Origin of the sequence: Sphaerotilus mobilis (assembly GCF_004216565.1) — a bacterium.
In the GTDB taxonomy this organism is placed as follows: domain Bacteria; phylum Pseudomonadota; class Gammaproteobacteria; order Burkholderiales; family Burkholderiaceae_C; genus Sphaerotilus; species Sphaerotilus mobilis.
Genome location: NZ_SGWV01000009.1, coordinates 652,361 through 667,189 on the forward strand (window position 1 = coordinate 652,361; position 14,829 = coordinate 667,189).

At 68.0% G+C, this 14,829-nt stretch carries 13 protein-coding genes; 12 read left to right on the forward strand and 1 reads right to left on the reverse strand.

The window, feature by feature from the left end:
• The first annotated feature begins 118 nt into the window (after window positions 1-118).
• The 7 genes from EV685_RS12230 (at window position 119) to EV685_RS12260 (ending at window position 8,878) form a co-directional block, all read left to right on the forward strand.
• The gene (locus EV685_RS12230) at window positions 119-796 is read left to right on the forward strand and encodes a TetR/AcrR family transcriptional regulator (RefSeq protein ID WP_130482277.1); all 678 of its coding nucleotides are present in this window, start codon (window positions 119-121) and stop codon (window positions 794-796) included.
• 111 nt (window positions 797-907) lie between these two features.
• Window positions 908-2,698 (forward strand): acyl-CoA dehydrogenase C-terminal domain-containing protein, encoded by a 1,791-nt coding sequence (locus tag EV685_RS12235; RefSeq protein ID WP_130482278.1) that lies wholly within the window; start codon window positions 908-910, stop codon window positions 2,696-2,698.
• A 37-nt stretch (window positions 2,699-2,735) separates the two neighbouring features.
• Window positions 2,736-3,197 carry a DUF2147 domain-containing protein gene (locus EV685_RS12240; protein WP_130482279.1) on the forward strand — a complete coding sequence of 154 codons (462 nt, stop codon included), beginning with the start codon at window positions 2,736-2,738 and terminating at the stop codon, window positions 3,195-3,197.
• A gap of 47 nt (window positions 3,198-3,244) precedes the next feature.
• Complete coding sequence (locus tag EV685_RS12245) at window positions 3,245-5,650, forward strand: 3-hydroxyacyl-CoA dehydrogenase/enoyl-CoA hydratase family protein (protein WP_130482280.1); 2,406 nt, start codon at window positions 3,245-3,247, stop codon at window positions 5,648-5,650.
• Between the two features lie 113 nt (window positions 5,651-5,763).
• Window positions 5,764-6,990 (forward strand): acetyl-CoA C-acyltransferase, encoded by a 1,227-nt coding sequence (locus EV685_RS12250; protein WP_130482281.1) that lies wholly within the window; start codon window positions 5,764-5,766, stop codon window positions 6,988-6,990.
• Window positions 6,991-7,155: 165 nt separating this feature from the next.
• On the forward strand, window positions 7,156-7,920 hold the full coding sequence (locus EV685_RS12255; protein WP_130482282.1) for an enoyl-CoA hydratase: 765 nt from the start codon (window positions 7,156-7,158) through the stop codon (window positions 7,918-7,920).
• Window positions 7,921-7,954: 34 nt separating this feature from the next.
• The gene (locus EV685_RS12260; protein WP_165396784.1) at window positions 7,955-8,878 is read left to right on the forward strand and encodes an SGNH/GDSL hydrolase family protein; all 924 of its coding nucleotides are present in this window, start codon (window positions 7,955-7,957) and stop codon (window positions 8,876-8,878) included.
• A 21-nt stretch (window positions 8,879-8,899) separates the two neighbouring features.
• Here EV685_RS12260 and EV685_RS12265 read toward each other — a convergent pair whose 3' ends face one another.
• Window positions 8,900-9,334, reverse strand: a complete 435-nt coding sequence (locus EV685_RS12265; RefSeq protein ID WP_130482284.1) for an acyl-CoA thioesterase — start codon at window positions 9,332-9,334, stop codon at window positions 8,900-8,902.
• Window positions 9,335-9,383: 49 nt separating this feature from the next.
• Between EV685_RS12265 and EV685_RS12270 the strand changes: the two genes are divergently transcribed.
• The 5 genes from EV685_RS12270 to EV685_RS12295 all read left to right on the forward strand — a co-directional run bounded on the left by EV685_RS12270 (window position 9,384) and on the right by EV685_RS12295 (window position 14,807).
• Window positions 9,384-11,240, forward strand: coding sequence for an ABCB family ABC transporter ATP-binding protein/permease (locus EV685_RS12270; protein ID WP_420820823.1), 1,857 nt, complete (start codon window positions 9,384-9,386; stop codon window positions 11,238-11,240).
• A 21-nt stretch (window positions 11,241-11,261) separates the two neighbouring features.
• Complete coding sequence (locus EV685_RS12275; RefSeq protein ID WP_130482286.1) at window positions 11,262-12,191, forward strand: LysR substrate-binding domain-containing protein; 930 nt, start codon at window positions 11,262-11,264, stop codon at window positions 12,189-12,191.
• Window positions 12,192-12,363: 172 nt separating this feature from the next.
• A complete protein-coding gene (locus EV685_RS12280; RefSeq protein WP_130482287.1) occupies window positions 12,364-13,260 on the forward strand; it encodes an amino acid ABC transporter substrate-binding protein in 897 nt (298 codons plus the stop codon).
• Window positions 13,261-13,398: 138 nt separating this feature from the next.
• Window positions 13,399-14,145 carry an amino acid ABC transporter permease gene (locus EV685_RS12290; protein WP_130482289.1) on the forward strand — a complete coding sequence of 249 codons (747 nt, stop codon included), beginning with the start codon at window positions 13,399-13,401 and terminating at the stop codon, window positions 14,143-14,145.
• Window positions 14,142-14,807, forward strand: coding sequence for an amino acid ABC transporter permease (locus tag EV685_RS12295; protein WP_130480698.1), 666 nt, complete (start codon window positions 14,142-14,144; stop codon window positions 14,805-14,807). The genes EV685_RS12290 and EV685_RS12295 overlap by 4 nt, the downstream gene beginning before the upstream one ends.
• Window positions 14,808-14,829 lie beyond the last annotated feature (22 nt).

Genomic DNA, 14,829 nt, shown 5'->3' on the forward strand with positions numbered 1-14,829 from the left:
ATCCTGAGGATGTGTCGGCTGCACCTAGAGGGCAGACTCTAGGCCTCCGCGAAAGCCCGGGGCTTGCCGAAATCGGGATCTCGAACAAAATAGCACGATCGTTCGATTTAGAGCCGCCGTGACCCTCCTCAACCCGCCCGCCAGCAGCGCCACCCGTGCCCGCACCGTCCATCGGTCGGGATCGCGCTCCCTGCAGAAAGGCCTGCAGACCCGAGCCTCCATCCTCGATGCGGCCCTGCTGCTGTCGGCTCAGAAGGGGCTGGAGGGCTTGTCGATCGGCACGCTGGCCGAGGTGACCGGCATGAGCAAGTCGGGCGTGTTCGCCCACTTCGGCTCGCGTGAGGAACTGCAGATCTCGGTGATCCGCGAGTACCACCGCCGCTTCGAGGAAGAGGTCTTCTACCCCGCGATCCGGCAGCCGCGCGGCGTGCTGCGCCTGCGTGCGCTGTTCGACCGCTGGATCGAGCGGGTGACGGTGGAAATCGACTCGGGCTGCATCTACATCAGCGGTGCGGTCGAGTTCGATGACCGGCCGGGTCCCGTGCGCGACGCGCTGGCCGACATGGTCATCGCCTGGCAGACGGCTTTGCACCGGGCGATCGAGCTGGCGCGCGAGGTCGGCGAGTTGCGGCCCGACACCGACGCCCCGCAGATGGCCTTCGAGATGCACGGCCTGATCCTGGCGCTGCACCACGATGCCCGCTTCCTGCGTGTGCCCGGGGCGATCGAGCGGGCCCGACGCGGCTTCGAATCCCTGCTGGCGCGCCACGTCGCGCTGCCCGCGCCCCAACGCTGAATGACCCGTCCGTCGCCGCCATGACGGCTGGCGACGGACGTTTTTCTTCCAGAACCGAACCGGCCTGCCAGCCGCAGGCCGACCGACACGCCACCCCATCCAGGAGACGACATGCCCCAGTACACCCCGCCCTTGCGTGACCTGCAGTTCGTGTTGCACGAACTGGTCCAGGTGACCGAATCGTTCAAGCAGATGCCGGTCCATGCCGAGGTCGACGTCGACACGGTCAACGCCGTGCTGGAAGAAGGCGGCAAGTTCGCCGCTGGCGTGGTCTTCCCGCTCAACCAGAGCGGCGATGCCGAGGGTTGCACGCTCGACCGCAGCACGCACGAGGTCCGCACCCCTGCCGGCTACAAGGCCGCCTATGCGCAGTACGTCGACGGGGGCTGGCCCTCGCTCAGCTGCGACCCGGCCTATGGCGGCCAGGGCTTGCCGCATGTCGTGAACCAGTGCTTCTACGAGATGCTCAACAGCGCCAACCAGGCCTGGACGATGTATCCCGGCCTGTCGCATGGCGCCTATGAATGCCTGCATGCGCACGGCACGCCCGAACAGAAGGCGACCTACCTGCCCAAGCTGACCAGCGGCGTCTGGACCGGCACCATGTGCCTGACCGAGCCGCATTGCGGCACCGACCTGGGCTTGCTGCGCACCCGTGCCGAACCGCAGCCCGACGGCAGCTACGCGATCACCGGCGCGAAGATCTTCATCTCGGCCGGCGAGCACGACCTGACCGAGAACATCGTGCACCTCGTGCTGGCCCGCCTGCCCGACGCGCCGGTCGGCAGCAAGGGCATCTCGCTGTTCGTGGTGCCCAAGTTCCTGGTCAATGCCGACGGCAGCCTGGGTGCGCGCAACCCGATCCACTGCGGCGGCCTGGAACACAAGATGGGCATCCACAGCAACGCGACCGCGCAGATGGTGCTCGAAGGCGCCATCGGCACGCTGGTCGGCGAGCCGCACAAGGGCCTGGCGGCGATGTTCGTGATGATGAACGCGGCCCGACTGGGCGTGGGCATGCAGAGCCTGGGCCTGACCGAGGTGGCCTACCAGAACGCGGTGGCCTACGCGAAGGACCGCATCCAGATGCGTGCGCTGTCGGGCCCGAAGAACCCGGACAAGCCGGCCGATTCGATCATCGTGCATCCGGACGTGCGCAAGATGCTGCTGACCGCCCGCGCCTACGCCGAGGCCGGCCGGGCGCTGTGCGTGCACACCGCGCTGCTGCTGGATCAGGAGTTGAGCCACCCCGACGAGGACGTGCGCCGCGCCAGTGCCGACGAGGTCGCGCTGCTGACGCCCATCGTCAAGGCCTTCCTGACCGACAACGGCTGGATCGCGACCTCGCACTGCATGCAGGTCTTCGGTGGCCACGGCTACATCCGCGAGTGGGGCATGGAGCAATACGTGCGCGATGCCCGCATCAACATGATCTACGAGGGCACCAACACCATCCAGTCTCTGGACCTGCTGGGGCGCAAGGTGCTGGCCGACAACGGCAAGAAGCTCAAGGCCTTCGGCCGGCGCATCGCCGAGTTCGTCGAGGACGCCGGCGTGCGCGAGGACATGCAGGAGTTCGTCAACCCGCTGGCCGACCTGGGCGACAAGGTCACCAAGCTGACCACCGAACTGGGCATGAAGGCCTTCGGCAACCCTGACGAGGTCGGTGCTGCGGCGGTCGACTACCTGCGTGTGGTGGGCCACCTGGTGTTCGCCTATTTCTGGGCCCGCATGGCGCTGATCGCGCTGGACAAGCAGGCCAGCGGCGACGCGTTCTACACCGCCAAGCTGCACACCGCCCGCTTCTACTTCGCCAAGCTGTTGCCCGAGACCGCCGGCCTGATCCGCACCGCTCGCAGCGGCCTGAACCCGCTGATGGCGATGGACGAGTCGTTGTTCTGAGGCCCGTTTGACAACCAGCAGATCGAGGAGACAACCGATGAACACGCACATCCCGAAGATCGCGGCGATCGCCGCCACCGTCGCCCTGACCTTGACGGGCGCCGCCGCCTGGGCTCAGTCCACACCGGCCGGCCTGTGGCGCACGATCGATGACGACGGCAAGACCGAGAAGTCGCTGGTGCGCATCACCGACAACGCCGGCACCTTCAGCGGCAAGGTCGAAAAGATCTTGAACCCGGCTCGCCAGGATGCCCGCTGCGACGACTGCAGCGATGCCCGCAAGGGTCAACCGGTGCTCGGGATGACCATCATGCAGGGCGTCAAGGCCAGCAAGTCCGAGGCCGGGTTGTGGGATGGCGGCGAGATCCTCGACCCGACCAATGGCAAGACCTACAGCGTGCGCATGCGCTTGGCCAATGAGGGCAAATCGCTCGAACTGCGGGGCTACATCGGCATCCCGTTGCTGGGTCGTCCGCAGACCTGGCAACGCGTCGAATGATTCGACGCGGCTGACGTCCTGAACACCCTTTCCCCCCAGGAGATCCCATGTCCCGATTTCAAGTCCGCCAGGTCGCGGTGCTCGGCGCTGGCGTGATGGGCGCGCAGATCGCCGCCCACCTCGTCAATGTCGGCGTGCCCGTCGTGCTGTTCGACCTGAGCGCACCGGAAGGCCCCAAGAGCGCCATCGCGCTCAAGGCCATCGACAACCTCAAGAAGCTTAAGCCCGCACCGCTGGGTCTGGCCGCTCACGCCGGGCGCATCCGTGCGGCCAACTACGAGGAAGACCTCGGCCTGCTGGCCGGCTGCGACCTGGTGATCGAGGCGATCGCCGAGCGCATGGACTGGAAGCTGGACCTCTACCAGAAGGTCGCGCCGCACATCGGCGCCGACACGGTCGTGGCCTCCAACACGTCCGGCCTGTCGATCGGCCGGCTGGCGGCGGTGTTGCCCGAGGCGCTGCGACCGCGCTTTTGCGGCATCCACTTCTTCAACCCGCCGCGCTACATGCAGCTCGTCGAGCTGATCCCGACCGCCGACACCCGCGCGGACGTGCTTGCAGGCCTGGAGACCTTCGCCACCCGCACGCTCGGCAAGGGCGTCGTGCGGGCCAAGGACACGCCCAACTTCATCGCCAATCGCGTCGGCATCGCCGGCATGCTGGCGACGCTGCATGAGGCCCAGGCGCTGGGCTTGAGCGTGGACCTGGTCGACGACCTGACCGGCAAGAAGCTCGGCCGCGCCAGCAGCGGCACCTTCCGCACCGCCGATGTGGTGGGCCTCGACACCATGGCCCACGTGATCCGCACGCTGCAGGACAACCTCGGGCCCGGCAAGGGCGATGACCCGTTCTACCCGTCCTACACGACGCCAGCGGTGCTGACCGGACTGATCGCGGCCGGCGCGCTGGGCCAGAAGTCCGGTGCCGGCTTCTACAAGAAGGTGGGCCGCGACATCCAGCGGCTCGATCCGGCCACCGGCCAGTACGTCGCGGGCGGGGCCAAGGCCGAACCGCTGATCGACCGCATCCTCAAGAAGCCGGCGGCCGAGCGCCTCAAGCTGCTGCGCGAGTCGTCCAACCCGCAGGCGAAGTTCCTGTGGGCCATCTTGCGCGACAGCTTCCACTACGTCGCGGTCCATCTGGCCGAGATCGCCGACAGCGCCCGCGAGGTCGACTTTGCGATGCGCTGGGGCTTCGGTCAGAAGCAGGGCCCGTTCGAGCTGTGGCAGGAGGCTGGTTGGCTGCAGGTGGCCCAGTGGGTGCAGGCCGACATCGAGGCCGGCGCCGCGCTGTGTCGCGCGCCATTGCCGGCCTGGGTCTTTGACGGCCCGGTCGCGCAGGCGGGCGGTGTGCACACCGCCGACGGTTCGTGGTCGGCCGCGCAAGGCCGTTTCCTGCCACGCCCGGACCTGCCGGTCTATGCGCGCCAGGCCTTCCCCGAGTCGCTGGTCGGCACCGGTGCGGTCGCGCCGCTGAAGTCCGGCACGGAGGTCTTCCGCAACGACGAGCTGCGCGCCTGGACGCTGGACGGAGAGGTGCTGATCGCCAGCATCGACTGCAAGCTGCACCTGATCAGCCCGACGGTGACCGAAGGCCTGCTCAAGGCCGTCGAACTGGCCGAGGCGAACTATCGGGGCCTGGTGATCTGGTCGCCCGACGACGTGTTCTCGGCCGGCGCCAACCTCGAAGCGCTGATGCCGGTCTTCATGAAGGCCGGCGCCAAGGGCATCGCGCCGGAAGAGAAGAAGCTGCAGGACCTGATGCTGCGCATCCGCTACGCCGGTGTGCCGGTGGTGGCCGCCATGCGCGGCCTGGCGCTGGGCGGTGGCTGCGAGCTGGCGGTGCACTGCGCCCGCCGGGTTGCGGCGCTGGAGAGCTATGTCGGTCTGGTCGAGGTCGGCGTCGGCCTGATCCCCGGTGGCGGCGGCCTGACCTACATCGCGCGGCGTGCGGCCGAGAAGGCTGCCGCCGCACCCGGCACCGACTTGCTGGCCTTCCTGAAGGACGGCTTCCAGGCGGCGGCCATGGCGACCGTCGCCACCAGCGCGATCGAGGCCCGTCAGCTCGGCTACCTGCTGGACGACGACATCGTCGTGGCCCACAAGGACGAGTTGCTGCACATCGCCATCGGCCAGGTGCGCGCGCTGTCGGACGCCAACTGGCGCGCGCCGAACAAGGCCCTGTTCCCGGTGGCTGGCCGCAGCGGCATCGCCACCATCCAGGCCAGCCTGGTCGGCATGCGCGACGGCGGCCAGATCACCCGCCATGACTTCGACATCGCCAGCCGCATCGCGCATGTGGTCTGCGGCGGCGACGTCGACGCCGGCAGCCTCGTCACCGAGGACTACCTGATGGCGCTCGAACGCCAGCACTTCTGCAGCCTGCTGGAGCACCCCAAGTCGCAAGAGCGAATCATGGGCATGCTTCAAACCGGCAAGCCGGTGAGGAACTGAACCCCCCCCGGAGCGCCTGCGGCGCACCCCCCCAGGGGGGCGCAGCCAGTGGACCGGCGCAGCCGGATCCACGGCCGCGTTGGGTGGAACGAGCACGAATCGAAGGAACCGTCATGAAGCAGATTCAAGAGGCATACATCGTTGCGGCCAGCCGCACGCCGATCGGCAAGTCGCACCGCGGCTTCTTGCGCAACACCCGGCCCGATGACCTGCTGGTGGCCGCCCTGCGTGGCGCGCTGGCTCAGGTGCCGAGCCTGGACCTGAAGGCGATCGAGGACGCGATCGTCGGTTGCGCCATGCCCGAAGGGCCGCAGGGCCTCAATGTGGCGCGGGTCGCCGCCTTGCTGGCGGGGCTGCCCGACAGCGTCGGCGGCATCACCGTCAACCGCTTCTGCGCCTCCGGCCTGTCGGCGGTGCAGATGGCGGCCGACCGCATCCGCGTGGGCGAGGCCGACGTCATGATCGCGGCCGGCTGCGAAAGCATGAGCATGGTGCCGATGAGCGGCAACGTGCCCAGCTTCAACCCCGCCATCTTCAGCGCCGACGAGAACATCGGCATCGCCTACGGCATGGGCATGACGGCCGAGAAGGTCGCGCAGCAATGGAACGTCAGCCGGGCCGACCAGGACGCCTTTGCGCTGGCCTCGCACCAGAAGGCGCTGGCCGCGCAGGCCGCTGGCGAGTTCGGTGACGAGATCACGCCCTTCGAGGTCATCGAGCGCAGCCCCGACCTGCAGACCGGCACCGTGCGCGAGCGCCGTCGCACCGTCAGCCTTGATGAGGGCCCACGCGCCGACACGTCGATCGAGGGCCTGGGCAAGCTGCGGCCGGCCTTTGCCGCGCCCAAGGACCCGAGCGGCAAGGCCACCGGCCTGGGCAGCGTCACGGCCGGCAACAGCTCGCAGACCAGCGACGGCGCGGGCGCCCTGATCCTCGCCAGCGAGCGGGCGGTGCGCGAGCACGGCCTGACGCCGCTGGCCCGTTTCGTGAGCTTCGCCAGCAAGGGCGTGCCGCCGTCCATCATGGGCATCGGCCCGATCGAGGCCATTCCGGTGGCGCTGCGCCATGCCGGCCTGCAACTGGGCGACCTCGACTGGGTGGAGCTCAACGAAGCCTTTGCCGCTCAGGCGCTGGCCGTCATCCGCAGCGTCGGGCTGGACCCGTCCAAGGTCAACCCGTTGGGCGGCGCGATCGCGCTGGGCCACCCGCTGGGCGCCACCGGCGCGATCCGAGCGGCCACGGTCGTGCACGGCCTGCGTCGGCGCCAGCAGCGCTACGGCATGCTGACCATGTGCGTGGGCACTGGCCAGGGCGCGGCGGGCATCTTCGAACGGGTCTGAACGACAGCACGGGCGCGTTTTTCCCGTTCCCCCGTTCTCCCCGATCTCCTCGCGCACCCGGGAAAATCCGGGTGCGTTCCAGGGCCGTTCCACCTTGTGTGGCACGGCCTTTTTTCAGTTTTGTCACCCAGCCGTGACAAACTTCCTGTCTTGCCCGGAGAGTTCATGAGCATCAAGACCGCCCTGTTCGACGGTGTCTTCCAGATCGAGATCGCCCGTCCCGAGAAGAAGAACGCGCTGACGATGGCGATGTACAGCGCCCTGGCCGAGGCCCTGGTGCAAGCACGCGGCGACACCAGCGTGCGCGCCGTGCTGATCACCGGCCAGCCGGGCATCTTCACGTCCGGCAACGACCTTGAGGACTTCATGGCCGCGCCGCCGCGCGATGAGCACTCGCCGGTGTTTGTCTTCATGCGCGCGCTGCTGGACTGCGACAAGCCCGTCATCGCCGCCGTCACCGGCCCGGCCATCGGCATCGGCACCACGATGCTGCTGCACTGCGACTTTGTCTACGTCAGCGACGAGGCCCGTCTGGCCATGCCCTTCGTCGGCCTGGGCCTCGTGCCGGAGTTCGGCTCCAGCCTGACCGTGACCCGCCTGATGGGCCATGCCCGCGCGGCCGAGAAGCTGCTGCTGGGCGATCCGTTCACGGCCGACCAGGCCGTCGAGTTCGGCCTGGCCAACGCGGTGCTGCCGGCGGCCGAGGTGCTGCCGCACGCGCGCCGCGTCGCCGCCCGTTTCAACGGCCTGCCGCCGGGTGCCGTGCGGGACAGCAAGCGCCTGATGCGCGCGCCCACCGACGCGGCGGTGCGCGAGGCCGTCGCTGCCGAGTCCAAGGTCTTCGCCGAACGGCTGCGCAGCCCCGAGGCCCGCGAAGCCTTCCAGGCCTTCTTCGACAAGCGCAAGCCGGACTTCTCGCAGTTCAGCTGAACGCCACCTACCTGAGCCCAACGCCGCCCCTGCCGTGACCGCCACCCGCCCGCCCAGCGTCGGCCTGCCCCGGCCGCCGGTCGCACCCGAGCCGCCTTCGGCGCGGACGGTCGCGCTGGTGCGCACACTCGCCAGCCCTTTGCTGGCCTGGCAGGCCGCCCAGTTGCGGCGCAGCACGCCGCGCCTGGCCGAGCCCGGGGTGGCCAGCCACGGCGGCGCAGGACTGGGCTTCTCGCGGCTGCGCCTGCTGATCGTTGGCGACTCGTCGGCGGCCGGCGTGGGTGCCGCCGATCCGGCGCTGACGCTGGCGCCCCTGTTGGCCGAGGCCTTGTCGCGGCGCATCTCCGAGACCGAGATGGGTCTGACCCGTGTGAGCTGGCAACTGGTGGCGCGCACGGGGGTGTCGTCGAACACGGCCTTGCCGATGATGGCCGCGCAGCAGCTCGATCCAGCCGATGTGCTGGTCACCGTGCTGGGCGTCAACGACGTGCTCGAACAGACGCCGGCCGGTCGCTGGCTGGCCAACCTCGATGCCATCCGCAGCCACGCCAAGCACCGCGCCAAGGTGCGCTTCACCGTGCACTGCGCGCCGCCGCGCATGGACCTGATGCAGTTCGTGCCGCAGCCGCTGCGCTGGCTGATGGGCGCGCAGGCCAGCCGGCTCGACAGCGCGCTGCGCAGCCATGTCCGCCATGCCTACCGGCGCAGCCGCTTCGTGCTGCCCTTCGACCCGACCACCGAAAGCATCGACCACTGGCTGGCGGTCGACCGCTTCCATCCGAACGAGGCGCTGTATGCGCGCTGGGCCGAGGCGCTTGCCGACCACATCGAATACGACCTGACCCAGAACCCGGCCCAAGGTGCCGTGCTGCCCACCGGCTTCACGCCCAGCGCCTGGGCGTCCTTGCAGGACGACGATGTGGAAAGTGGCGACAGCCGCTTCGGTGCGCTCGGCTAGGCCGCGGACACCTTCAGGTCTTCACCGCCGCGCTGGCGGGATCTGGCGGGGCTTGCCCTCGCCGTCGATGGCGACGTAGGTGAGGTTGGCCTCGGTCACCTTGACGACCTCCGGGTTCTCCGGATTGCGCTCGGCATAGACCTCGACATGCACCGTCACCGAGGTGTTGCCCACCCGCAGCACCGTGGCGTAGAAGCTCAACAGGTCGCTGATCGACACCGGCTGCTTGAAAATGAACTGGTTGACCGCCACGGTCGCGATGCGGCCTCGGGCGATGCGCGCAGGCAGCACCGCACCAGCGATGTCGACCTGGGCCATGATCCAGCCACCGAAGATGTCGCCGTTGCCATTGGCATCGGCCGGCATCGGCATCACCCGCAGGACCAGTTCACGCTGATGTGAACCCGGCGCGCCACCCTCGGAGGGCGGCAGGTCAGACGTCGTTGCTGCGGTCATCGTTCATCCACCTTTCCAGCCATTCTCCACGATGCGTTCTGCCCGATCCATGGACTTGCCGCCGCCGTCGGGCGTCGCCACCGAAGACCGCAGCGACATGGCCACGCTGCGGCGTCTGGCGCCCTATCTGTGGCAATACCGGCTGCGCATCGCGCTGGCGCTGGTCTGCCTGGTGGCGGCCAAGGTCTCCAACGTCAGCGTGCCCTTGCTGCTCAAGGAACTGGTCGACGCGCTCGATCTCAAGGCCGGCGATCCGCGTGCGCTGATGGTCGTGCCCGCCGGCCTGCTGCTGGCCTATGCCGGCCTGCGGCTGATGACCACCGTGTTCACCGAGCTGCGCGAACTGGTCTTCGCCAAGGCCACACACGGCGCGGCGCGCCAGATCGCACTGGAGACCTTCCGCCACCTGCATGACCTGAGCCTGCGCTTCCACCTTGAACGCCAGACCGGCGGCATGACGCGCGACATCGAGCGTGGCACCCGCGCGCTGCAGTCGCTGGTCAGCTACTCGCTGTTCACCATCGTGCCCACGCTGGTCGAACTCGTGCTGGTGCTCAGCCTGCTGGGCGGCAAGTTCGACCTCGGCTTTGTCTGGATCACGCTGGCCGCGCTGGTCGCCTACGGCGTCTACACGATCAGCGTGACCGAGTGGCGCACCCAGTTCCGGCGCCAGATGAACGAGCTGGACTCGAAAGCGCACACCCGCGCCATCGACGCGCTGCTGAACTACGAGACCGTCAAGTACTTCAACAACGAGGACTTCGAGGCCCGCCGCTACGACGAGGGCCTGGACGCCTACCGGCGCGCGCAGCTGAAGTCGCAGGCCACGCTGTCGATGCTCAACACCGGCCAGCAGGCCATCATCGCGGCGAGCCTCGCAGCCATGTTGTGGCGGGCCACGCAAGGCGTCGTCGATGGCCGCATGACGCTGGGTGACCTGGTGATGGTCAACGCGCTGCTGCTGCAGCTCTACGTGCCGCTGAATTTCCTGGGCGTGCTCTACCGCGAGGTCAAGCAGAGCCTGGCCGACCTCGACAAGATGTTCAACCTGCTCGAACGCGAGCGCGAGGTGGCCGATGCGCCCGGTGCGCGCGACCTGCAGGTGCGCGGCGCGACGGTGCGCTTCGAGAACGTCGTCTTTGGCTACCACCCGCAGCGCCGCATCCTGCACGGCGTGAGCTTCGAGATCCCGGCTGGCAAGACGGTGGCGGTGGTCGGCGCCTCCGGCTCGGGCAAGAGCACGCTGGCCCGTCTGCTCTACCGCTTCTACGACGTTGACGCCGATCTGTCTGGACTGGGGGGCGGGCGCATCACCATCGATGGACAGGACGTGCGCGACGTCACGCAAGCCAGTCTGCGGCGGGCCATCGGCATCGTCCCGCAGGACACCGTGCTGTTCAACGACAGCGTGGGCTACAACATCGGCTACGGCCAGCCCGGCGCCAGCCAGGCCCAGATCGAGGGCGCCGCCCGCGCGGCCCACATCCACGACTTCATCGCCGCCCAGCCGCAGGGCTACGGCACGATGGTCGGCGAGCGTGGGCTGAAGCTCTCGGGCGGCGAGAAGCAGCGCGTGGCGATCGCCCGCACGCTGTTGAAGAACCCGCCCATCCTGATCTTCGACGAGGCCACGTCGGCCCTCGATTCGGCCAACGAACGCGCCATCCAGACCGAACTGGCCAGCGCCGCCCAAGGCAAGACCGCCCTGGTGATCGCGCACCGGCTGAGCACGGTGGTCGATGCCCATGCCATCGTCGTGCTCGATGCCGGACAGGTCATCGAGATCGGCACCCATGCCGAGCTGCTGGCCCTCGACGGGCGTTATGCCCGCATGTGGCACCTGCAGCGCAGCAGCCAGGAAGCGAGCCCCGATCCAGAGGGTCAGCCCGTAGCGTCAGCCACTTGAGCCACCGCTAGACTGATCCGCATGGAGACCAAGTGGCTCGAGGATTTCGTCAGTCTGGCCGAGACGCGCAGCTTCTCGCGCTCGGCCCAGACGCGGCATGTGACGCAGCCGGCGTTCTCGCGCCGCATCCAGGCGCTCGAGGCCTGGGCCGGCGTTGACCTGGTCGACCGCTCGTCCTACCCGACCCGCCTGACCCCTGCTGGCCAGACCCTGTTGCCGCAGGCGCTGGAGGTGCTCGGTGCGCTGCAGGCCGCGCGCAACCTGATGCGCAGCCACCAGAACGCCGATCACGACATGATCGAGTTCGCGGTGCCGCACTCGCTGGCCTTCAGCTTCTTCCCGCACTGGGTGATGGACCTGCGCCAGCGCTTCGGCCAGTTCAAGAGCCGGCTGATCGGCTTCAACGTGCACGACGCGGTGCTGCAGCTGACCGAGGGCGGCTGTGACCTGCTGCTGGCCTATCACCACACCTCGCAGCCTCTGCAGCTCAATCCCGAGCGCTACGAGATGCTGACGCTGGGCACCGAGACGATCGCGCCCTATGCCCGCGCCGATGCCGACGGCGAGCCGCTGTTCCGCCTGCCCGGCGGGGTCAGCTCCAAGGTGCCCTACCTCGCCTATGCCTCGGGCGCCTACCTGGGTCGCATGGTCGACCTGCTGCTCAAGCAGGCCGGCCAGCCGCTCTACCTCGACCCGATCTACGAGACCGACATGGCCGAGGGCCTGAAGGCGATGGCGCTCGAAGGCCACGGCGTGGCCTTCCTGCCGGCCAGCTCGGTGCGCAAGGAACTGCGCGCGCGCCGCCTCGTGCCCGCCGCGCCCAGCCAGAGCGGCACGCCGGCCTTCGAGGTCACCATCGAGGTGCGCCTCTACCGCGAACGCCCCGAGTTCGCGCGCCAGTCCAAGCCCGCCGCACAGGCGCTGTGGGACTTCCTGAGCCAGACCCGTTGACGGGCCCTGCCCAGCGGCGGCACGAGTCCTGCATCGTCGATCAGGGTTTCCCGGGGCAAGCCTACGGGTCGCCCACGACCTGTGGCGCCGGATGCCCTGCCTAGAATCGTTCGACACCTTCAGCACCCGGGCCGTGGCTCTCTCCATCGCCCAACAGACCCCAGGAGATCTCATGAAAAAGACCCTCATCCTCGCCGCCGCGCTGCTGGCCGTCGGTGCCGCGCAAGCGCAGTCGGACACGCTCAAGAAGATCAAGGACAGCGCCAGTGTGACGATGGGCGTGCGCGAGTCTTCGGGCGCCCTGTCCTACACGCTGGGCGATGGCAAGTTCACCGGCTTCCATGTCGAGCTGTGCCAGCAGGTGCTGGGCGACGTGCAGAAGCAGCTGGGCCTGGCCAAGCTGGACGTCAAGTACCAGCCGGTGACCTCGCAGAACCGCATCCCGCTGGTCCAGAACGGCACCGTCGACATCGAGTGCGGCTCGACCACCAACAACGCCTCGCGCCAGAAGGACGTGTCCTTCGCGGTCACCACCTTCGTCGAAGAGGTGCGCATCGCGGTCAAGGCGAACTCGGGCATCACCGGCATCGAGCAGCTGACCGGCAAGAACGTGGCCACCACCACCGGCACGACCTCGGTGCAGACGCTGCGCAAGCATGAGCGCGCCAATGGCGTGAACTTCAACGAGGTCTACGGCAAGGACCACGCCGACAGCTTCCTGCTGCTCGAATCGGGCCGTGCCGATGCCTTCGTGATGGACGGCGCCATCCTCGCCGGCAACATCGCCAAGGCCAAGAACCCGGCGGACTTCAAGCTGGTCGGCGAGGTGCTGTCGGTCGAGCCGATCGCCATCATGATCCGCAAGGACGACCCGGCCTTCAAGAAGGCGGTCGACGACGCGCTGAAGTCGCGCATGAAGTCCGGCGAGGTCGCTCGCCTGTGGACCAAGTGGTTCGAACAGCCGATCCCGCCGACCAACACCAAGGTCGGCATGGCGGCCAACGAGAACACCAAGTCTGCGTGGGCCAATCCCAACGACAAGCCGATGGAAGACTACGCAAAAAAGTGACCCACCCCCGACGCGCTCACGCGCGTCCCCCTCAAGGGGGCAACGCCAGCGGACCGGCAGAGCCGGCTCCGCGGCGTTTGCTGGGTTGCGCTGGGGCACTGCCGGCGCTTTCCTTCTTTCCCCATCAAGGATTCCCTCGTGTCCAACTGGGACTGGCAAGTCTTCTGCAAGAGCACGCTCGAGGGCGAGGTCATTGCCGGCTGCTTTGGCCGTGACGGTGATGTCACCTACCTCGACTGGCTGCTGAGCGCCTGGGGCTGGACCCTGTCGGTGGCCGTGCTGGCGCTGCTGGTGGCGCTGGTCGTGGGCTCGTTGATCGGCATCCTGCGCACGCTGCCGCACCGGGGCTGGGCCTTCTTCGGCAATGCCTGGACGGAGCTGTTTCGCAACATCCCGCTGCTGGTCCAGATCTTCCTCTGGTATCACGTGCTGCCGCAGGTTTTCCCCGTGCTGAAGGGCGTTCCGAGCTTTGTGCTGGTCGTCGTCGGCCTGGGCTTCTTCACCTCTGCGCGCATCGCCGAGCAGGTCAAGGCCGGCATCCAGACCTTGCCGCGCGGCCAGCGCTATGCCGGTCTGGCGATGGGCCTGACGCTGGGCCAGACCTATCGCTACGTGATCCTGCCGATGGCCTTTCGCATCGTCATCCCGCCGCTGACGAGCGAGAGCATGAACATCATCAAGAACTCCTCGGTGGCCTTCGCGGTCAGCATCGCCGAGCTGACGATGTTTGCGATGCAGGCGCAGGAAGAGACCTCGCGCGGCATCGAGATCTACCTCGCGGTGACGGGCCTGTACTTCATCTCGGCCTTCACGATCAACCGCATCGCGCAGTTCATCGAGCAGCGTGTGCGCGTGCCGGGCATGGTCGGCGGAGGTGGCAAGTGAACCTCGACTTCGCATTCTTCACGTCCGACGTCATCGGCAGCTTCGTCCTCAAGGGCCTGATCTTCTCGATCCAGCTCACGCTGGTCGCGATGGTCGGTGGCATCGTGCTGGGCACGCTGCTCGCGCTGATGCGCCTGTCGGGCAAGCCCTGGCTGGTGGTGCCGGCGGCGGCCTATGTCAACACCATGCGCAGCGTGCCGCTGGTGATGGTCATCCTGTGGTTCTTCCTGCTGATCCCGCTCTTGATCGGACGGCCGATGGGCGCGGAGCTGTCGGCCATCGTGACCTTCACGCTGTTCGAGGCGGCCTACTACTCGGAGATCATGCGGGCGGGCATCCAGAGCGTCTCGCGCGGCCAGGTCCATGCGGGTTATGCGGTGGGCATGACCTATCGCCAGACCATGCAGACCATCGTGCTGCCGCAGGCCTTCCGCAACATGCTGCCGGTGCTGCTGACGCAGACCATCATCCTGTTCCAGGACACCTCGCTGGTCTACGCCATCGGCGCCTACGACCTGCTCAAGGGCTTCGAGGTCGCGGGCAAGAACTTCAACCGCCCCGTCGAAACCTACCTGGTCGCCGCTGGGGTGTATTTCGTCATCTGCTTCAGCCTGTCGATGCTGGTCAAGCGTCTGCAAGCCAAGATCCAAATCATCCGGTAAATGAAGCCCCCGGCCGGGGTAC

What these genes read in the sequence shown, in the direction of transcription:
- EV685_RS12235 (WP_130482278.1), top strand. Translation starts at nt 908, where the DNA reads ATGCCCCAGTACACCCCGCCCTTGCGTGACCTGCAGTTCGTGTTGCAC.
- EV685_RS12240 (WP_130482279.1), top strand. Translation starts at nt 2,736, where the DNA reads ATGAACACGCACATCCCGAAGATCGCGGCGATCGCCGCCACCGTCGCC.
- EV685_RS12245 (WP_130482280.1), top strand. Translation starts at nt 3,245, where the DNA reads ATGTCCCGATTTCAAGTCCGCCAGGTCGCGGTGCTCGGCGCTGGCGTG.
- EV685_RS12250 (WP_130482281.1), top strand. Translation starts at nt 5,764, where the DNA reads ATGAAGCAGATTCAAGAGGCATACATCGTTGCGGCCAGCCGCACGCCG.
- EV685_RS12255 (WP_130482282.1), top strand. Translation starts at nt 7,156, where the DNA reads ATGAGCATCAAGACCGCCCTGTTCGACGGTGTCTTCCAGATCGAGATC.
- EV685_RS12265 (WP_130482284.1), bottom strand. Translation starts at nt 9,334, where the DNA reads ATGACCGCAGCAACGACGTCTGACCTGCCGCCCTCCGAGGGTGGCGCG.
- EV685_RS12270 (WP_420820823.1), top strand. Translation starts at nt 9,384, where the DNA reads ATGGACTTGCCGCCGCCGTCGGGCGTCGCCACCGAAGACCGCAGCGAC.
- EV685_RS12275 (WP_130482286.1), top strand. Translation starts at nt 11,262, where the DNA reads ATGGAGACCAAGTGGCTCGAGGATTTCGTCAGTCTGGCCGAGACGCGC.
- EV685_RS12280 (WP_130482287.1), top strand. Translation starts at nt 12,364, where the DNA reads ATGAAAAAGACCCTCATCCTCGCCGCCGCGCTGCTGGCCGTCGGTGCC.